Origin of the sequence: Actinoplanes sp. NPDC051513, from assembly GCF_044454685.1 — a bacterium.
Taxonomy (GTDB): Bacteria; Actinomycetota; Actinomycetes; order Mycobacteriales; family Micromonosporaceae; genus Actinoplanes.
Map to the genome: position 1 here is coordinate 674,381 of NZ_JBITDW010000003.1, position 17,659 is coordinate 692,039.

General features: G+C 71.8%; 17 protein-coding genes and 1 pseudogene. 8 read left to right on the plus strand and 10 right to left on the minus strand.

The genetic code is table 11. The features are described from left to right. Positions 1-47 precede the first annotated feature (47 nt). Positions 48-1,286, minus strand: a complete 1,239-nt coding sequence (locus ACIA5D_RS13180; RefSeq protein WP_396030102.1) for a putative acyl-CoA thioester hydrolase — start codon at positions 1,284-1,286, stop codon at positions 48-50. A gap of 253 nt (positions 1,287-1,539) precedes the next feature. On the opposite strand from ACIA5D_RS13180, the gene ACIA5D_RS13185 reads away from it, so the two are divergent. Beyond that, positions 1,540-1,800: a hypothetical protein gene (locus tag ACIA5D_RS13185; RefSeq protein ID WP_396030103.1), complete on the plus strand. Its 261-nt coding sequence runs from the start codon at positions 1,540-1,542 to the stop codon at positions 1,798-1,800. Here ACIA5D_RS13185 and ACIA5D_RS13190 read toward each other — a convergent pair. After that, a complete protein-coding gene (locus ACIA5D_RS13190) occupies positions 1,781-2,728 on the minus strand; it encodes a glycosyl hydrolase (RefSeq protein ID WP_396030104.1) in 948 nt (315 codons plus the stop codon). The two genes, ACIA5D_RS13185 and ACIA5D_RS13190, sit on opposite strands and share 20 nt — an antisense overlap. 401 nt (positions 2,729-3,129) lie before the next feature. Between ACIA5D_RS13190 and ACIA5D_RS13195 the strand changes: the two are divergent. Continuing rightward, positions 3,130-3,291 (plus strand): annotated as a pseudogene (locus tag ACIA5D_RS13195) (aminoglycoside phosphotransferase); the annotation flags it as partial. A gap of 52 nt (positions 3,292-3,343) precedes the next feature. Here the strand turns inward: ACIA5D_RS13195 and ACIA5D_RS13200 are convergent. Continuing rightward, positions 3,344-4,315 carry an ABC transporter substrate-binding protein gene (locus ACIA5D_RS13200; RefSeq protein ID WP_396030105.1) on the minus strand — a complete coding sequence of 324 codons (972 nt, stop codon included), beginning with the start codon at positions 4,313-4,315 and terminating at the stop codon, positions 3,344-3,346. Positions 4,316-4,421: 106 nt separating this feature from the next. Here ACIA5D_RS13200 and ACIA5D_RS13205 point away from each other — a divergent pair, with 106 nt between their 5' ends. Beyond that, the gene (locus ACIA5D_RS13205; RefSeq protein ID WP_396030106.1) at positions 4,422-5,861 is read left to right on the plus strand and encodes a UbiD family decarboxylase; all 1,440 of its coding nucleotides are present in this window, start codon (positions 4,422-4,424) and stop codon (positions 5,859-5,861) included. Positions 5,862-5,868: 7 nt separating this feature from the next. Here ACIA5D_RS13205 and ACIA5D_RS13210 read toward each other — a convergent pair whose 3' ends face one another. From ACIA5D_RS13210 to ACIA5D_RS13240, 7 genes are all read right to left on the minus strand, one after another. After that, positions 5,869-6,990 carry a VWA domain-containing protein gene (locus ACIA5D_RS13210; RefSeq protein ID WP_396030107.1) on the minus strand — a complete coding sequence of 374 codons (1,122 nt, stop codon included), beginning with the start codon at positions 6,988-6,990 and terminating at the stop codon, positions 5,869-5,871. Then, positions 6,990-7,964 (minus strand): VWA domain-containing protein, encoded by a 975-nt coding sequence (locus ACIA5D_RS13215; protein ID WP_396030108.1) that lies wholly within the window; start codon positions 7,962-7,964, stop codon positions 6,990-6,992. Before ACIA5D_RS13215 ends, ACIA5D_RS13210 begins: the two co-directional genes overlap by 1 nt. Next, positions 7,961-8,845: a DUF58 domain-containing protein gene (locus tag ACIA5D_RS13220; protein ID WP_396030109.1), complete on the minus strand. Its 885-nt coding sequence runs from the start codon at positions 8,843-8,845 to the stop codon at positions 7,961-7,963. Before ACIA5D_RS13220 ends, ACIA5D_RS13215 begins: the two co-directional genes overlap by 4 nt. Before the next feature lie 2 nt (positions 8,846-8,847). Further along, a complete protein-coding gene (locus ACIA5D_RS13225) occupies positions 8,848-9,846 on the minus strand; it encodes an AAA family ATPase (protein ID WP_396030110.1) in 999 nt (332 codons plus the stop codon). 15 nt (positions 9,847-9,861) lie between these two features. Further along, complete coding sequence (locus ACIA5D_RS13230; protein WP_396030111.1) at positions 9,862-10,728, minus strand: S1C family serine protease; 867 nt, start codon at positions 10,726-10,728, stop codon at positions 9,862-9,864. An 80-nt stretch (positions 10,729-10,808) separates the two neighbouring features. Further along, positions 10,809-11,573, minus strand: a complete 765-nt coding sequence (locus ACIA5D_RS13235) for an ABC transporter permease (RefSeq protein WP_396030112.1) — start codon at positions 11,571-11,573, stop codon at positions 10,809-10,811. Next, positions 11,570-12,496, minus strand: a complete 927-nt coding sequence (locus ACIA5D_RS13240) for an ATP-binding cassette domain-containing protein (RefSeq protein ID WP_396030113.1) — start codon at positions 12,494-12,496, stop codon at positions 11,570-11,572. The genes ACIA5D_RS13235 and ACIA5D_RS13240 overlap by 4 nt, the downstream gene beginning before the upstream one ends. A 63-nt stretch (positions 12,497-12,559) precedes the next feature. Here ACIA5D_RS13240 and ACIA5D_RS13245 point away from each other — a divergent pair, with 63 nt between their 5' ends. From ACIA5D_RS13245 to ACIA5D_RS13265, 5 genes are all read left to right on the plus strand, one after another. After that, complete coding sequence (locus ACIA5D_RS13245) at positions 12,560-13,312, plus strand: TetR/AcrR family transcriptional regulator C-terminal domain-containing protein (RefSeq protein ID WP_396030114.1); 753 nt, start codon at positions 12,560-12,562, stop codon at positions 13,310-13,312. Between the two features lie 66 nt (positions 13,313-13,378). Continuing rightward, positions 13,379-15,115 (plus strand): YncE family protein, encoded by a 1,737-nt coding sequence (locus ACIA5D_RS13250; RefSeq protein ID WP_396030115.1) that lies wholly within the window; start codon positions 13,379-13,381, stop codon positions 15,113-15,115. Further along, positions 15,112-15,528 (plus strand): sigma factor-like helix-turn-helix DNA-binding protein, encoded by a 417-nt coding sequence (locus ACIA5D_RS13255; RefSeq protein ID WP_396030116.1) that lies wholly within the window; start codon positions 15,112-15,114, stop codon positions 15,526-15,528. The genes ACIA5D_RS13250 and ACIA5D_RS13255 overlap by 4 nt, the downstream gene beginning before the upstream one ends. Beyond that, positions 15,525-16,205 carry an anti-sigma factor family protein gene (locus ACIA5D_RS13260; RefSeq protein WP_396030117.1) on the plus strand — a complete coding sequence of 227 codons (681 nt, stop codon included), beginning with the start codon at positions 15,525-15,527 and terminating at the stop codon, positions 16,203-16,205. The genes ACIA5D_RS13255 and ACIA5D_RS13260 overlap by 4 nt, the downstream gene beginning before the upstream one ends. A 69-nt stretch (positions 16,206-16,274) precedes the next feature. Further along, the gene (locus ACIA5D_RS13265) at positions 16,275-17,624 is read left to right on the plus strand and encodes a hypothetical protein (RefSeq protein ID WP_396030118.1); all 1,350 of its coding nucleotides are present in this window, start codon (positions 16,275-16,277) and stop codon (positions 17,622-17,624) included. The last annotated feature ends 35 nt before the right edge of the window (positions 17,625-17,659 follow it).

Sequence of the window (17,659 nt, forward strand, 5' to 3'; positions counted from 1 at the left end):
CGCCGCGCCGTCCGGGCCGGAGCCTGGCGTGCGTCACGGCAGTGCGGTCAACTCGATCGGGCCGCGCGGTTCGCGTACTCGAAAAGTCTGTTGAAGTTGATGTCGTTGAGGTCGCGTCCTTCGTCGATGCGGGCGGCGAAGGGGCGGGCCGTGGTGGCGGCCGGCGCCCACGGAGTGACGGCGTTGAAGCCCGCGCCGATGAGGCTGTCGCGAATCACCAGCTGGCCGTTCGGGGTGATGCCGGGGAGGTATCCGGTGGCGCTCGCACCCTGGTCCCAGGCGCGGCCGAGATAGCCGGTCGGCGCGGCGGCGTAGCCCTCGTCGGCGGTGATCAGGCAGTGGGTGACGAGGAAGCCGTACGGATAGCCCGGGGCCGTGTTCGGCGCGAGGATGACACCACCCGAGGCCTTGCGGGATGAGACCAGGTGGAAGCGGGTGCCGGTGAAGACGGCGGCGGCGCGGCCGAAGACGAAGTCGGTGTCGCCCTCGATGTAGGAGTCGCGCACGGAGACGCGGGCGATGCGGGCCACGTCGTCGGCGTTGGCGAGGAACGTGTCCTGGCGGCTGATGAGCCGCATGCCCTCGAGCTGGGTGCGGTCGGCGTCGGTGCGCAGGGCCAGGGCCTGATGGGTGCCGCGGTCGACGCTGTCGAGCAGGGTGTTGGTGATGGTCAGGCCCTTGAGCTGCAGGTCGGTGCTCTGCGCCCAGACCACGGTGGCGCACAGGCCGGCGGTGGCGCTGGTCCTGGTGGCGCACGACTGGAACATCGGCCAGGCGGGGTCGCCCTCGGCGTAGCGGCCGTCCGGGTTGACCAGGGCGGCCCAGGCGGCGGGCGTGATGGTGGCGTCGACGGTGAACTCGAGGCGCACATCGGCGGGGCGGCCGAGGCCGTAGAGGGTGAGCGGCGGGCCGCCGGCGGGGATGAAGACCGTGCCCTGGTAGACGCCGGGGAGGACGCCGATGTAGCGGCGCTTCGACCCGCCGGCCCGGTAGGCGGCGTTGACGGCCTCCTGCACCGTGGCGTAGCCGTGCCCGCCCACCAGCAGGTCCGGCCTTTTCACCGGCGCGATCGGGGCAGGGCGCCAGGGGTCGGCGACCGGGGCGGCGTATTCACCGGAGTAGCCGAAGTAGGTGCGGGGGACGTAGGGGGCAGCCTCCGTCGCGGAGAGGATCGGGCGGGTCGCGGTGCCGGGAGCGGTCTGTCGTTCGCCGGCCCTCGCCGGGGTGGCCATCGACAGCACCAGCGCGGTCGCCGCCAAAGCCGTCACCAGTCGCGCGTTGCTCATCGCCGTCTCCTCAGGAATGCGCTTACCTCAGGTATTTTCGCGTATCATACGATCGATTCGCGTCAATAGCACTATCCCAAATGCGGCAAATGCGGAGAGTGAGCGGTGCGGCCCGATCTCGCGGCGTGCTGCGCGGGCGATCACGGAGAGTGGCGGCACTTGTCATCACAGAGAGTGCGCAGGCATCCCAAAGAGATCTCTTAGATTGCATTCCTAACGTGGCCGAGGACGGTCTCGAAAGGAAGAAATCACCATGATTCGCACCGCTGTGATGCCATCGGAAACCGCCGCGACCCCGCAGGTCTTCGTCGACTCGACCGGCCGCCGCAAGCGGCTCCTCGCGATCTTCGGCTTCCTCGTGGCGATCTTCGCGGCGCTGTACATCGGGATCGTCGGCGAGCGTGGTGCAGGCCTCCGACTCCGGCCTCACCACGAAGGCGACGGTCTCGACCTCGGCCTCGGCTTCCGCATCGTCGGCCTCGGCGCCGAGGTAGCTACGTCGTGTAGCCCTTGAACAGCGACGTGAAGGCGTAGTCGTCCTGGCTGATGCCGCTGCACGTGGCGCTCAGCGAGCCGTCCGTGCAGCCGCCGTTGTCGCGGTTCACCGACCAGAAGCGTACGAAGCCCAAGCCCTTCTCCTCGGCCCAGCTCAGCAGCGTCTTGGCGTTCGCGAGCGTGGTCGTCCCGCCGGTGTTGTTGACACCGATCATCGGGGTGACGCCGAGCATGTCGTACACCTCGGCGTCGGCCAGATCCGGCCAGACGCTCGCCACGTCGTCCTTGACCGCCTCGGTGGCCGCGGTCAACCCGGTCCCCCAGTCGCCGGTCGCGGTGAAGTTCATCGTCATCGCGTTCACGGTCACGTCGACGCCGGCGTCCTTGGCGCTGGTCAGCAACGCGATCGCCTCGTCGGTGAGGCCGACCTCCTCGCCGCCTACCGGAAGGGTGAGCGTGATCGCGGTGCCCCGGGCCTTCTGCAGGGCGGCGAGCGCGGAGGTCACGGTCGCGGCGGTCACGGTCTGCTCGATGTCCACGTCGAGGTAGTTGCTCCCGGCGGCATCCAGGGCCTTCTCGTACGCGGAGGCCAGCGCCGGCGCCGAGCAGGCGGTCTCCAGATAGGTTCCGGTCTCCCCGCCGGTCGCGACGATCACCTTGCCGCCGTTGGCGGTGATCTTGTCGATCGATGCCTTGATCGTGCTGTCGTCGATGGCGGTCGAGCCGCCCCACGTCGGCGTGCAGGTCCCGGCGCTGTCCGCCACCACGAAGGCCGCCGCAAACGAGGCCTGCCCGGTCTTCTGGTAGATGTCGGAGATGTCGGCCGAGCCGCTCACGATGTCGAGATAAGGGGCGACCGCCGGCGAGCCCGTGCCGGTCGAGGCGCTGGCCGACGGCGAGGAGTCGTCGCCGCACGCTGCGACGGACACCAGGAGTGCAGCCGTCACGCACACGAGCCGCCATCGCATCCCCGCAGCCTCTCCGCTCCCTCGGCGCCCCGCTCGGCGGCCGCCCGATATATGCAAAAAATTACAGCTACTAAGTCGTTGCGAACGGTGGCCGAACAGGGCGATGAGCCAGCACCTGCCGCAAGGGGATATCGGTGTCCGCCGACACGGTCAAGAAGTCGTCCCGGCGGCGCCTGCCGGTGCCGCGACCCCGATGGATCCTGCTCGCCGTCGTGCTGGTCCTGTTCGCCGCCATCCTGCTGGTGAACGGCGGTTCCCCGGCCCTGGCTCGTCACCACCTGGGTTCCGACCACTTCTTCGCCGCGTACCAGCCTCTAAGTGGGCGCTTGCCCACTTTAAGTGGGCAGATGCCCACTCGGGTGGGGCAAGGCCCGCCCGTGGACGCCGCCACCATGCGCCGCGCCCGCGGCTGGGCAATGGCACGCGCCCTCAGCGGCATCCTCAGCGGCGACGCCGGCGTCCACGGCCGCCCCGGCGGCAAGCCCACGTGGGGCCCTCCGGCGCATGCCGCCCTGCAACGCCTCATCGCGACCATCCGCTGACCGGCGATCACCGCGGCCGCCGGCCGGGGTCGGGGCGTGCCAGCCGGGGCCGTCAGGGCACGAAGCTGAAGTCCGCCACCTTGTCCGGGGTCAGCCCGGCCGGCATCAGCCCCGCGCTCGTGAGCTCGGCGATCCCGTCGACGACGCGCTGCTGGTTGAGCTTGCCCAGCGGCTCGGAGTACGGCTTCATGGCCTGGATCTCGCCGACCGCCGCCGGTATCGCGGCAGTGGGCTCGGCCTTGTTGAGGATCGCGGCGGCCTCGTCGGGATGCTCGAGGCTGTACTGCAGGCCTTTGAGCGCCGCGTCGGTGAACCGCCGCACGAGGTCGCGGTCGGTGGTGAGCAGCGAGGCCCGGGTGACGATGACGTTGCCGTAGAGGTTCTTCAGGTAGTCGCTGTACGGCATGACCGTGACCGGCTTCTTCGAGGCCGACGCGAGGGCCTTCTCGCTGAGCAGGAACGTGCTGATCGCGTCGACCTGGCGCTTGGCCATGAGCCCGTTCAGCGCCGTCGGCTGGGTCCCCTGGATCTTCACCGAGGAGGCGTCGAAGCCGGCCAATTTCGCGTACGCGGGGAAGAGCAGCTCGCTGACCGAGCCCTTGGCCGTCGCGATCGTTTTGCCGGTGAGATCGGCCGGCTTGGTGATGCCGGTGTCGGCGGTCGTCATGATCGAGACGAGGGTCTGCTGGTGTACGGCCGCGACCGCGCGCCAGTCGGTGAACTTGCCGGTGCCGGCGAGCACCTCGGCCCCCGAGAAGTCCATGGCGGCGAACTGCGCCTGGCCGGACTTGAGCATGGTGAGGTTGGGGACGTTGCCCGCGCCCTTCTGGATGTCGATCTCGATGTTGGCGTTGCGGAAGTAGCCCTTCTCCTGCGCCACCCAGATGAACGCGTCCCGCCCGACCGCGCCGAATCCGGTCGCGTAGGTGACGTTGTCGGGCGGCTCGGCTACCGCCTGCTTGTCGGCGCCGCACCCGCCCACGATCAGCACCACGGCGAGCGCCGCGGCAACCCGGTGCCTCATCTCGTCCCCCCATCGACGTGAGTCTCTGGCGCATACTCCGCCGCGGCGGCCGAGTCCGCGACCCCGGTCGCCCGATCGCATCGGCTGGTGCGAATATGGTGGGCCCATGGAGCCGCTCCTGAGCCTGCGTACGTTCCTGTCCGAAGTGGAGAAGATCGGCGAGCTGGGCGAGGTGCACGGCGCGCACTGGGACCTGGAGATCGGCGCGATCGCCGAGCTCAGCTACCGCTCGCCGTACCCGAAAGCCTTGCTCTTCTCGGGAATAGCGAGCTATTCCACGGGCCGGGTGCTGACCGGCAGCACCGGCTCGGCCCGCCGCCTCGGCCTCACCCTGCGCCTCGGCGCCGGCCACACCGACGAGTCGTTGGTCGAGGCGCTGCGCGGCAAGCCGTCCGCCTGGGCCGCTGCCGCGCGCGACTTCCCGGTGCTGCCGGTCACCGACGCGCCGTTGCTGGCCAACGAGGTCACGGGCGAGGTCGACCTGCTGGACTTCCCGGTGCCGCGCTGGCACGAGCACGACGGCGGCCGCTTCATCGGCACCGGCTGCCTCGTGGTGACCAGCGACCCCGAGACCGGCGTGCACAACGGCGGCTGCTACCGGATGGAGGTGCAGGACGAGGGCCGGTCGGTCACGATCGCGGCCGTTCCCGGCAAGCACGGCGCCCAGCACATCGCCGCCTGGTTCGAGCGCCACGGCCGGGCGCCGGTCACCGTCTCCTTCGGACACGACCCGTTGTTGCTCGCGCTGGGTGGTACCGAGGTTCCGGCGGGTATTTCCGAGCTCGCGTACGCGGGAGCGGTCGTCGGCGACCGCATTCCGGTCGTCCTCGGTCCGGACACCGGGCTGCCCATCCCGGCCGGCAGCGAGCTCGCGATCGAGGGTTGGCTACGGCCCGGCCACACCCGCGACGAGGGCCCGTTCGGCGAGTGGACCGGGTACTACTCGGGCAGCCGCCGCGCCGACCTGGCCATGGAGATCACCCGGCTCTACCACCGGGACGACCCGATCCTGCTCGGCGCCCCGCCCGGCCGTCCGCCGCACGACTACTCGTACATGCGCACGGTGATGAAATCCGCGATGATCCACGACGAGCTGGTCGCCACCGGGGTGCCGGGCGTCGTGAAGGCGTGGGCGCACGAGGCCGGCGGCGGCCGTCTCTTCGTGGGCGTGGCGATCGAGCAGCGCTACGCCGGTCACGCCCGCCAGGTCGGCCATCTGGCCGCGCAGCTGCCGGCGGCGTCGTACATGAACCGGTACGTGGTGGTGGTCGACCACGACATCGACCCGGCCGACCTCGACCAGCTGATCTGGGCGGTCTCCACCCGCACCGATCCGGCCGAGGACATCGAGATCCAGCGCCGCACCCGGGGCAGCCGGCTCGACCCGATGCTCGCCGAAGGCGCGGCGCCCTTCAACAGCCGCGCGGTGATCGACGCCTGCCGGCCCTGGGAGCGGCTGCGCTCGTTCCCGCGGGTCGCCTCGAGCGATCCGGCCTATCTCGCCGCGGTTCGCGAGAAGTGGGCGGCCGTCCTCGGCGAAGGGTGAAGACGCCTTATCTCGCCGCCGTTCGCGACAAGGGCGCGGGCGACTTGGCCGGGGGTCGCGGGGAGGGGCCACGGTTCCACCACAGCGACAGGAACACGCCGGTGAAGGCGAGGAGCACGCCGGCCAGCACGAACCAAACGGTGACCTCGACCTTCTGCTTGTGCAGGCCGATCTCGCGGGGCAGGTCGTTGAGCACGTCGACGAGCTGGTCGGAGGCCTCCGCCCGGAAGTAGCGCCCACCCGTGGTGTCCGCGACCTTCTGCAGCGCTTCCTCATCGATCTCCTGGTAGCGTCCGCCGGCCCCGCGCCCGCCGAAGCCCCCGCCGCCCGGGAAGCCGCCCCGGCCCGTCCCGAACTGGTCGGCGCCCACCTGGTCGGCCGTGCAGACCATCGGGGCCGGCTCGGTGGTGCCGAAGCCGATCGTGAAGACCCGCACCCGGCGCGCCGCGGCCTGCTCGGCAGCGGTGACCGGGTCGACGCCGGTGGTGTTCGAGCCGTCGGTGAGCACGACGATCGTGTCCGGCTGGTACTCGCCGATCGTGCCGGGCGCGGCGTCGCCGAGGTCGACGCCGGTCTTCGCGACGTTCGGGTTGTGCTCGGCGATCGCGTCGATCGAGGTGAGGATCGCCTGGCCGATCGCGGTGCCACGGGCGGTCTTCAGCGTGTCGATCGCGTCGATCAGCTGGTCTTTGTCGGTGGTCGGCGGCACCAGCAGCCCGGCGATGCCGGAGAACGCGACCAGGCCGATCCGGGTGCCGTCGGTCTGCTGCTTGATGAAGTTGCGGGCCGCCTCGGTCGCCACCGTGAGCCGGTTGGGGTCGACGTCGGTGCTGCACATCGAGCCGGAGACGTCGATGGCCAGCAGGATCGAGGTGTTGTTGGAGGGCACCTGGACGGTCGCCTCCGGCCGGGTCACGCCGGCGCCGAGCGCGAGCAGGCCGGCCAGGAACAGCCAGACCGGCACCCGGCGCTTCCACGAGCTGCGGCCGGGCAACGCGGCCCGGATCAGCGCCACGCTCGAGACCGTCACCGCCGACCGCTTGCGCCGCCGGTTCATCCACCAGCGGGCCACCAGCAGCAGCGGCACGACGAGCAGCGCGAGCAGTGCCCACGGCCAGCTGAGCGACATCAGACGATCCTTCCGTGCCAGCGGGTGCCCAGGAACGCGCCGATCGCGAGCAGCAGGAGCGCGGCGCCGGCGAACGGCGCGGTCAGCTCGACCGGCTCCTTCTTGGTGGTCAGCCGCAGGTCGATCGACTTGGTCGTGTCGGCGAGCACCCCGGCGTCGCCGGCCCGGTGGTACGCGCCGCCGGTGACCTGCGCGACGCCGGTGAGCAGGGTCTCGTCGAGCTGGGTGCCGAGTTGGTAGCCGTCGACCTCGACGGTGCCGCCCTTCTCGGTGCCGACCCCGACGGTCTGGATGCGCACGCCGGCGGCGGCGGCCAGTTCGGCGGCGGCCTCGGCGTCCGGCCCGCCGGTGTCCTGCCCGTCGGAGAAGACCACGATCGTGGCCGACGGCCAGTAGCCGAGCGCCGACGTGTCCGGCGCGGCGCCGTCGGCCGGCAGCGTGACCGGCTTGCCGGTGATCGTGCCGAGCCCGACCAGGATGGCCTGCCCGAGCGAGGTGCCGCCGCTGGCCGTGGCCCGGTTGATCGCGGCGAGCGCGAGGCCGTGGTCGTCGGTCGGCGCCTGGGTGAGCAGCGCCTGCTCGCCGAAGACGATGACGCCCACGTCGACCGAGTCGGGCTGGTCGTCGACGAAACCGGTCGCGGCCTGCTGCGCGGCGGCCAGCCTGGACGGCGCCACGTCGGTGGCCTTCATGCTGTTGGAGACGTCGAAGGCGAGCAGCACGGTGCCGGAGACCCGCGGCACCGAGAGCTTCGCCTCGGGACGGGCCAGGCCGGCGATGAGGATCGGCAGGGCCGCGAGCAGCAACGCGTACGGCAGATGGCGCCTGATCGACGCCCGGCGCGACGTTGCCGGGGCGAAGCCCGCCGCCGTCATGGCGGCGGTGCGCCGCTTCTGCACCGTGACGTACGTGGCCACCGCGCCCACCGTCACCAGAACGGCGACCGCGAGCAGGGCGGGGTGGAGGAAGCTCACCGGCGCCCCTGCCCGGACCGCTGGACCATGCCGACGAGGGCGGCCAGCAGGTCTTGGTCGGTGGTGATCCGGTGCGCGTCGACGCCGGCCTTGCGCATGCCCTCGGCGACCGCGTCCTCGCGCAGGCCGACCTGGGTGGCGAGCCGGCCGCGCAGCAGGGGATCGCTGGTGTCGACGAGCAGCTGCTCGCCGGTCTCGGCGTCCTCGACCAGGATCACGCCGAGGTCGGGGAGGTCGAGCTCGGCCGGGTCGACCACCCGGATCACCACGACCTCGTGCCGGTGGGTGAGCCGGGCCAGCTCCCTGTCCCAGCCCGGGTCGCCGATGAAGTCGGACATGACGAAGACGAGGCTGCGCCGGCGGAGCGTGGTGGACGCCGCCAGCCGGAGCATCCTCGACAAATCGGTGGTCTTACCCTTTTTGCCGGTGAACGGCCGGGTGAGCTCGCGGGTGATCCGGAGGATCTGGTCGCGGCCGGTGCGCGGCGGGATGATCTGCTGCGCGTCGTTGTCGAAGAGGATCGCGCCGACCCGGTTGCCGCCCTGCGACACGAGCCGGCCGAGGCTGATCGCCAGCTCGGCCGCCACCGACTCCTTGCCGTCGTGACCGCCGAAGCGCATGGAGGCGGACCGGTCCATGACGAGCCAGCAGGTCAGCTCGCGGTCCTCGGTGTACAGCCGCACGTGCGGCTCGTCGACCCGGGCGGTGACGTTCCAGTCGATGTGCCGCACGTCGTCCTCGGGCAGATACACCCGCAGGTCGGTGAAGTCGATGCCGGCGCCGTGCCACACCGTGCGGTACGCGCCCTGGAGCCGCCCGTCGAGCCGCCGCCCGAGCTTCCATTCCAGGCGGCGCAGCAGCCGTTCCGGCGCGGTGACCATGACTAGCGGCCCCGGCCCGCCGGCTCCGGGATCGGCAGATTCGCCAAGATCTTGGAGAGGATCAGATCGGGGGTCATCTCGTCGGAGAGCGCCTCGTAGGAGAGCACCAGCCGGTGCCGCAGCACGTCGAGGGCCAGGTCGCCGAGGTCCTCGGGGACGACGTACTCGCGTCCGCGAATGAAGGCGAGCGCCCGGGCGGCCAGCACCAGGCTGATCGACGAACGCGGGCTGGCGCCGAAGGTGACGTACCGGGCGAGATCGTTCAGGCCGATCCGGGACGGCTCCCGGCTGGCGTGGGCGAGCTGCACGGCGAACTCGATCAGCGACGGGTCGACGTACACCTGATCGGCCTGAAGCTGAAGCCCCACCAAGGTCTCGGGGTCGATGATGCGCTGAATGATCGCGGCGGGCGTCAGCGCCCGCTCGACGACGACGAACTCCTCGGTCACGCTCGGGTAGCCGACCAGCACCTTCATCATGAACCGGTCGACCTGCGCCTCGGGCAGCGGATACACGCCCTCGTTCTCGATCGGGTTCTGGGTGGCCATGACCAGGAACGGGTTGGGCACCTGGTGGGTCTCGCGGCCGATCGTGACCTGCCGTTCCTGCATGACCTCGAGCAGCGCGCTCTGCACCTTGGCCGGCGCCCGGTTGATCTCGTCGGCCAGCAGCAGGTTGGTGAAGACCGGGCCGAGCTGCACCTGGAACTCGCCGGTCGGCTGGTGGTATACGCGGGTGCCGACGATGTCGGCCGGCACCAGATCGGGCGTGAACTGCACCCGGTGGAAGTCGCCGCCGACGGCCTGCGCGAGCGACTTCACGGCGAGCGTCTTGGCCAGGCCGGGCACGCCCTCGACCAGGATGTGGCCGCGGGCCAGCAGCGCCACGATCAGCCGCTCGAGCAACAGGTCTTGCCCCACGATGGTCTTCTTGACCTCGTAGAGCACCTTCTCGATCGGGCCGGCCGAGACGGTGGGGCCCGCCTGGTCACTCCAGTTCATGCAGTCCGTCCTTTTCTACAAGGGTGGCGTGCGGCCGTCGCCCTGGCCGCCGCCGAGGGCCGCGCCGATGGGCACGGCGAAGCCGATGCCGATGAAGGTGCCCGCGTCGGTCGGGTTGGCCAGCGCCACCACGATCCCGGCCACCTGCCCGCGGTCGTTGATCAGCGGGCCGCCCGAGGAGCCCGGGTTGACCGCCGCGTCGAACTGGATGAGCCCGGTGATGTCGCCGCCCTCCTCGCGGGCCATCACGCGGTCGAGACCGGAGACGACGCCGCTGGTCGTGCTCGCGGTCAGCCCGAGCGGGTTGCCCATCGCCACCACGTCGTCGCCCACGTCGAGCCCGCCGCCGAGCGTGGCCGGGACCAGCGTCTCGGGCAGCTTGGCCGGGGTGAGCGTGGCGATGTCCTGCTTGGGGTCGGCGCTCTTGACCTCGGCCGCCGAGGTGGTGCCGTCGGTGTAGGTCACCTGGATCGCCACGGCGCCCTCGATCACGTGGTTCGCGGTGAGGATGGTGCCGTCGGCGTTCGCGATCACGCCGGTGCCGGTGGCGGACTCGGCCATGCTCTTGGCCGGCGACGACGAGCTCGCCTTGCCGGTCGAGCGGATCGACACCAGCGAGGGCAGCAGGGTCTGGTAGACCTGGCCCGTCGTGAGCGGCGCGTCCGATGCGGACGGCGCGGCGGACGGGCGGACCGCCGCCGGCTCCGCGGCATTGCCGCCGCCGCGGAAAATCACCACGGCCGTGATCGCCACGGCCCAGACGGCGACCGCGGCGATCAGCAGCTTCCTGCGCAGATCAGGATTCTTGGGCTTTTCATCCGGTTTGTCGGCGCCCTCCGCCGGGAGCACCGCCATCACCGGACGATCGCCGACGCTCTGCATCTTTCGACTGTAGGAGCGAATTCTCAAAATAGGTTGGGAGCCGCCCCAAGGTTCCCGGTTCGCGAGACTTGGCAATCCGGTCAGGTCAGACGCCGGTACCGACGTATCGCCATTGGCGCGAACACCGCGAGCAGGACGAGCGGCCACACGACCGCGGGCCAGATCGGCCCGTCCGATCCCGGATTGCCGAACAGCTGGCGGGTCGCGTCGGCGGTGGCCGACAGCGGGTTCCACTCGGCGATCGTGCCGAGCCAGCCGGGCATCGTGTCGGGCGAGGTGAAGACGCTGGAGAGGAAGCCGAGCGGCCACACCAGGATCTGCAACGCCATCAGCGTCTCGGGCTTGCCGACCGCCAGCGCCAGCCAGATGCCCAGCCACAGCAGCGCGTACCGCAACAGCAGCAGCAGCCCGACCGCGAGCAGGGCGTCGGCCGGGCCGTTGTGCCAGCGCCAGCCGATCGCGAGCCCGCAGGCGATCAGCACGGCTAGGCCGACCGCGGCGCCGAGCATGTCGGCCACGCTGCGCCCGGTCACCACCGAGGCCGCCGAGATCGGCATCGTGCGGAACCGGTCGGTGACCCCGCGCTGCGCGTCGGCGGCCACCGCCGTGTAGGTCCCTTCCAGCCCGAACGCCATGGTCAGCGTGAACATCCCGGGCAGCAGGAACTCGCGGTAGTCGCCGCCGCCCGGCACCACCATGGCGCCGCCGAACAGATAGGCGAACATCAGCAGCACCATCACCGGGAAGAGCAGACCCAGGATCAACTGCGCCGGTTGGTTGCGCCAATGCAGCAGCGTGCGGTGGGTGAGGGTCCAGCTATCCGATATCAACCAGTACGCCGTCACGTCGCACTCTTCTCGGTCAGTGCAAGGAACACCTCGTCGAGCGTGGGCCGGCGTACCCCGATGTCCTCGGCGTCGATCCCTCGCTCCCTGATCTCATGGGCGGCGGCGGTCAGGGCCGCGACCCGGTCGCGAACCGGAACGCTGACCAGCCGCCGGTCGGGGTCTTTCCTCGGCTCGCCGAACCGCTGCAAGAGCTCGGCGGTCTCGCCGAGCCGTTCCGGGTCGCGCACCACCACGTCGAGGTGGTCGTCGCCGAGCCGGCCCTTGAGCTCGTCGGAGGTGCCGGCCGCGACCACCCGGCCGTGGTCGATCACGGCCAGCCCGTCGGCGAGCTGGTCGGCCTCCTCGAGGTACTGCGTCGTGAGCAGCACGGTGGTGCCGTCGGCGGCCAGCGAGCGGATCGTGCGCCACACCTCGTTGCGGGCGCGCGGGTCGAGGCCGGTGGTGGGCTCGTCGAGGAAGATGACGGCCGGGTCGGTGATCAGCCCGGCCGCGAGGTCGAGCCGCCGGCGCATGCCGCCCGAGTACTTCCCGGCGGTCCGGTCGGCGGCCTCGGTGAGGTCGAAGCGTTCCAGCAGCTCGGTGGCGCGGTCGCGGGCGGTGGCGCCGCCCAGGTGGTGCAGGCGGCCGAACATCTCGAGGTTCTGCCGGCCGGACAGCTGCTCGTCGACCGCGGTCAGCTGGCCGACCAGCCCGATCCGGGCGCGCACCCGGGCGGACTCGCGGACGCAGTCGTGGCCGGCGACCTCGGCCCGGCCGGAGTCGGGCCGGAGCAGCGTGGTGAGGATGCGGACGGCGGTGGTCTTGCCGGCGCCGTTGGGCCCGAGCAGCCCGTGGATCGTGCCGGCCGGCACCTCGAGATCGAACCCGTCGAGGGCGGTGGTGGAGCCGAATCGCCTGGTGAGTTCCTCGGCGAAGATCATTACCTATCTCCTTACGGCGTACGGAGTTCGTCGAGTATAGCCCGACTCCGTACGCTGTAAAGGGTGACGACCGACTTCACCGGCGGCGGGGACCCGCGACGCAGCATCGAGCTGCTCTGGGGCCTTCGCTCGGAGGGTCCGCGACCCGGACCCAAGCCACGCTTCACCGTGGCCGAGGTGGCCCTGGCTGCCATCGCGATCGCCGACGCCGACGGGCTCGGCGCGCTCTCCATGCGCAAGGTTGCCGAGAAGCTCGGCGTCAGCGCGATGTCGCTCTACACCTATGTCCCCGGCAAAGGCGAGCTGATCGACCTGATGTTCGACACGGTGCTCGCCGAGGTGAGCCGCGAGGATGTCGAAGGCGGCTGGCGGGTCCGGCTCGAGCGGATCGCCCGCGACAATTTCGCTCTCTACCTGCGCCATCCCTGGCTGCTTCAGGTCGCGACCAGCCGCCCGCCGCTCGGTCCCAACGTCGTCGCGAAGTACGACCACGACCTGCGCGCGATCGACGGCGTCGGGCTCGGCGACATCGAGATGGATCTCGTCGTGCAGATGGTGGGCGACTTCGTGCACGGCGCGGCGCGGACGGCCGTCGCCGCGACCCTCGTCGAGCAGCGCACCGGGCTCACCGACGAGCAGTGGTGGGAGCAGGCCGCCCCGGTGCTGGCCGAGGTGCTCGACCCGGCGGCGACCCCCACCGCCTCGCGGGTCGGCTCGGCCGCCGGCGCCGAGTACAACGCGGCGAGCGATCCCGCCCGCGCCTTCGAGTTCGGGCTCGCGCGGCTCCTGGACGGCGTCGCCGCTCTGATCGAATAGATGCCAATCTTCCTCCGCGGGTTACGCTGATCCCCATCGTCACTGCATGATGATCGCGGGGACACTATGAGTGATCTAGGCCTGCCGACGCATGTGTTGACCGAGATCGACAGCCCGATCCGGGAGACTCGTCTCACCGCGGTGGACGAGCTGGCCCGGCTCGCGGGCGGCGCCGATCTCGCTATTGCCGCTGCCGCGCGCCGCGCCCTCGAGGGCCTCACCCGGGACGACAGCCGCAGCGTTTCGGCCGCGGCGACCACCGCGCTCGAGCGCACCGCCATCCGCCTGCGCCCCGACCGGGTCGACTTCGGGCAGATCGCGCCCGGCACCCCGCGCGTGGTCGCCGATGTGCTGGTCGACGGTCCGCCGCTGGCCACCGCGACCGCCACCGTCACCGTCTCGGGGCCGGGGCTGCGCGCCATGCTCGCCGGCCGCCAGCTGCGCATCCTGTGGCAGCCGCGGTCCGAGTGGCTCGACGGGTCGGTCACCGTGCGCGGGCCGGCCGGCTGGGCCGACGTGCGGGTGACCGGGCAGGTGGTGATGGCCGCGGCGCCGATGACCCGGATGGGCGTCGAGGCGCAGATGCGGGCGGTCAACGGCCTTTCGACCTACGGCCCGCCCCGGGTGACCGTGCTGCCGCCGCCGCGCGAGCGCCGCCGCCGGGCCGGGGCCGCGATGCTGATTGCCGGGCTCACCGCGCTCGTGCTGCTGGGCGGCGTCGGTGTCGCCTGGGCGCTGGTCGGCGACCGGGGGAGCGGCGGTGGCGGCGCCCAGAACGCGATCGCCGAGCCGCCGCCGACCTCGGCGCCCGCCTTCCCGCTCGGGACCGCCGCCACCGGCGACGCGCCCGCGCCGGCCACCACGATCACCCGCGAGGCGCTCGCGCACCGCATCGCCAGCGTCGCGAAGCCCGCCGTGATCGCCACGATCAGGGTCGGCAACGAGCCCGAGGGCATCGCGGTCTCGCCCGACGGCAAGACCGTGTACGTCGCGAACCAGGCCGCCAAGGTGCTGTCCGTGGTGGACGCCGGCTCCCGCAAGGTGACCAGCGTGACGCTGCGCAACACCCCGCGCTTCGTCGCGGTCTCCCGCGACGGCCGGCAGGTGTACGTGTCGATGTACGAGAACGACAAGAAGACCGGCAGCGGCGTGGCCGTGGTCGACGCCGCCGCCGGAAAGGCCGACCACTACCTCAAGACGGGGCTGCAGCCGTTCGCGCTGTCGGTCGGGCCGGACGGCAAGATCTGGGTGCCGATCCACAGCAGCGGGCGGGTCGAGATCTACACCGCGGGGCAGAACAAGGAGGCCGCGCGGATCGTCGTGCCGCCCAACCCGCACGCGGTCGGATTCTCCGCCGACCAGCAGCGGGCCTTCACGGCCAACCACGAGTCCAACGCGGTCGCGGTCATCGACATGAAGACCGACAAGTTTCTCAAGGCGATTCCGGTCAGCAAGGCGCCGCACAGCCTCGCCGTCTCGCCGGACGGGCGGCGGGTGCTGGTCGCCGGCTACGAGGCGAACGCGGCCAACCTCATCGACGCGGTGACGCTGAAGGAGACCGGGCCGTTCAAGGTCGGCAAGCAGCCGCAGAGCGTGGCGTTCGCGGCCGACGGCGAGCACGGGTACGTGGTGAACGAGGGCGACGACACGGTGTCCGTGCTGAACAGTCGCACCGGCAAGGTCACCGCGACGGTCAAGGTCGGACACAGCCCGCGTACGGTCGCGGTCTCGCCCGACGGCCGGCTCGCCTACGTCTCCAACGGCGCCGACGACACCATCTCCGTGCTGCGGGTGGGGGAGTGAGCCGCCGCAACGGCGCCGACGAGGTGCTTGTCCGGCGGGTCTTCGAGGAGCACGGCGCGGCGCTGCTCGCGTACGCGTCCCGGCTGACCGGCGATCGCGTCCGTGGCGAGGCGGTGGCCCGGCAAGCTCTGCTGGCTGCCTGGCGCGACCCCACTATCCTCGATGGTCCGGCCCGCGCCCGGCTGTTCGCCCTCGTGCGCGACCTCGCCGGCGCTCTCGGCGAACCCGACGCCATGGCGCTGCTCGGGGCGATGGCGTCGCTCGAGCCCGAGCACCGCGACGTGCTGCGGGTGCTCTACTTCCAGGGTTGCGACGTCGCCGAGGCGTCCGAGTCGCTCGGCGTGCCGGCCGGGCAGGTGAAGGCGCGCAGCTACCACGCGCTGCGCCGGCTTCGGGAGGCGGTGGCCGGGTGAGCGAGCACGAGACCGACCTGCTGGGCGCGTACGTCCTGGGCGTCCTCGACCGCGGCGAGCAGGCCGTCGTGCAGGCCCATCTCGACGGCTGCACGCCGTGCCGGCGCGAGGTCGACGACCTGCGCGGGATGGAGGCGGCGCTGGGCGAGATCCCGCCGGAGGCGTTCCTCGAGGGCCCGCCGCCCGACGGCGACCTGCTGCTGCAACGCACGCTTCACGAGGTACGCCGTCTCGGCCGCCGCGAGGTCTGGCGCACCCGTGCCCTGGTCGCCGCCGCGGCCGTCGCGGTCGCGGTCGCGGCGCTCGGGGTGGGCGCGGTGATCGGCCGGGTCACGTCCTCGCCGGAGGCGTCCACCGTGGCCTCCGCCTCGATCGCGCCCGGCGTGCGCACCGGCGCGGCCGCCAACGCCGCGACCGGGGTGTCGATGAACGCGACGGTCCGCCCGGCCGCCGGCTGGGTGCGGGTCAGCGCGACGGTGACCGGCGTGCCGGCGGGGGAGCAGTGCCGGCTCTTCGTCGTGGCCGCCGACGGCACGCGGGAGCCGGCCGGCAGCTGGCTGGCCTCGGAGTCCGGTTCGACCACCCTGGACGGCGCCGCGCTGATGGCGCCCGTCGACGTCACGGCCGTGCAGGCGGAAACCTATGCAGGTCAGATCCTCGTAGCGGTTCCGATCTAGGTCGTTCCATGCATATCATCAGAGCGTGATTAGTCAATATACCCAGAGTTACGAGGGCCGGTGGCTGCCATGACCACCACGGGCTGGGTCATGTTGGCGATCACGATCTTCGGCGCGTTCTGCTACGGGACGGCGTCGATCCTCCAGGCCGTCGGCGCCCGCCGCGCCGCCAGCACGGTCAAATCGTTCGGTCAGCCCCTCTACGTGATCGGCGTGCTGCTCGACCTGGTCGCCTGGTCCTGCGCGATGATCGCGCTCAGCCAGCTCGCGGTCTACCTGGTCGAGTCGGTGCTGGCCGGCTCGCTCGCCATCACCGTCGTGGCCGCCCGGGTCGTGCTCAAGTCCCGCCTGCGCCCCGTCGACGCCGCGGCCGTCACCGTCTCGATCGCCGCGCTCACCGCGCTGGCCATGTCGGCCGGTCCGCAGGAAGATGTCCCTCCGTCCGCCGGGCTGCGCCTGTGGCTCTGCGGCGCCGCGGTCTCGGTCGCCCTGCTCGGCTGGGGCGCCACCAAATACGGCCCGCCCGGCGTGGTCGCCTGCTTCGCGGGCCTCAGCCTCGGCGGCGCCGCCCTGGTGGGCCGCGCCCTGGCCTTCCCCGACGACATGTTGTCCAGCGTCCGCTCGGCCGTCCTCACCGTCCTCACCGATCCACTGATCGCGGCCCTGGTGATCTTCGGTGTGAGCGGCATGATGCTGTATGCGAATGCCCTTCGGCGCGGCCAGGTCGGCCCGGTCACCGCGGTGCACTGGATCGCCGAGGTGACCGCGCCCTCGGCCGTGGCCATCCTGTTCCTCGGTGACGCCGTCCGTCCGGGGTGGAGCATGATCGCCCTCGCTGCGAGCGTCACCACCATCTTCATGGCCGTCATCCTGGCCACCGCCCCGGCCAACAAGGAGGCCGTCGAGGCCGCCGAGCTCGGCCAGCCCGCGCTGCCCGCCCCCACGTCACGCCCGGAGCTCCCCGCCGCTCCGGCGCCCGCCACGGCCCGCCCTGCCGTGGCCGGCTCTGCCGCCGCCCGCTCTGCCGCCGCCCGACCGTCCGCCCGCCCTGCCACTGCCCGCCCTGCCACCGCCCGTACTGCCGCGCCCCGCGCCGTCCCCCGCGCCCCTATGCCGCCTCTGGTGACTGCCAGCCACGCCGAGCGAATCATCTGGTGGGGCCCGCCGCCGATCTGGGTGCCGCCGCAGCGGGCGCGCCACGCCCTCGCCGGCGGTGCCCAGCCGTCGCTCACCTGGGCGCCGCCGTCCCGCCAGCCGCTGTGGGCCGAGCCCCGCCCGGCCGACTCCGACGCGATCCCCGTCATCGCCGGCGAGCCGATGGAAGCGCGCGACCCCTTCGACTCGCGTGACCCCTTCGAGGCGTTCGAGGCGCCGCTCGTCCCCGAACCCGTCCGTCCCCGCCCCTGGCACGACCTCTGACCGACCCGCGCCGGCATCCCCGTGGGGCCACGACC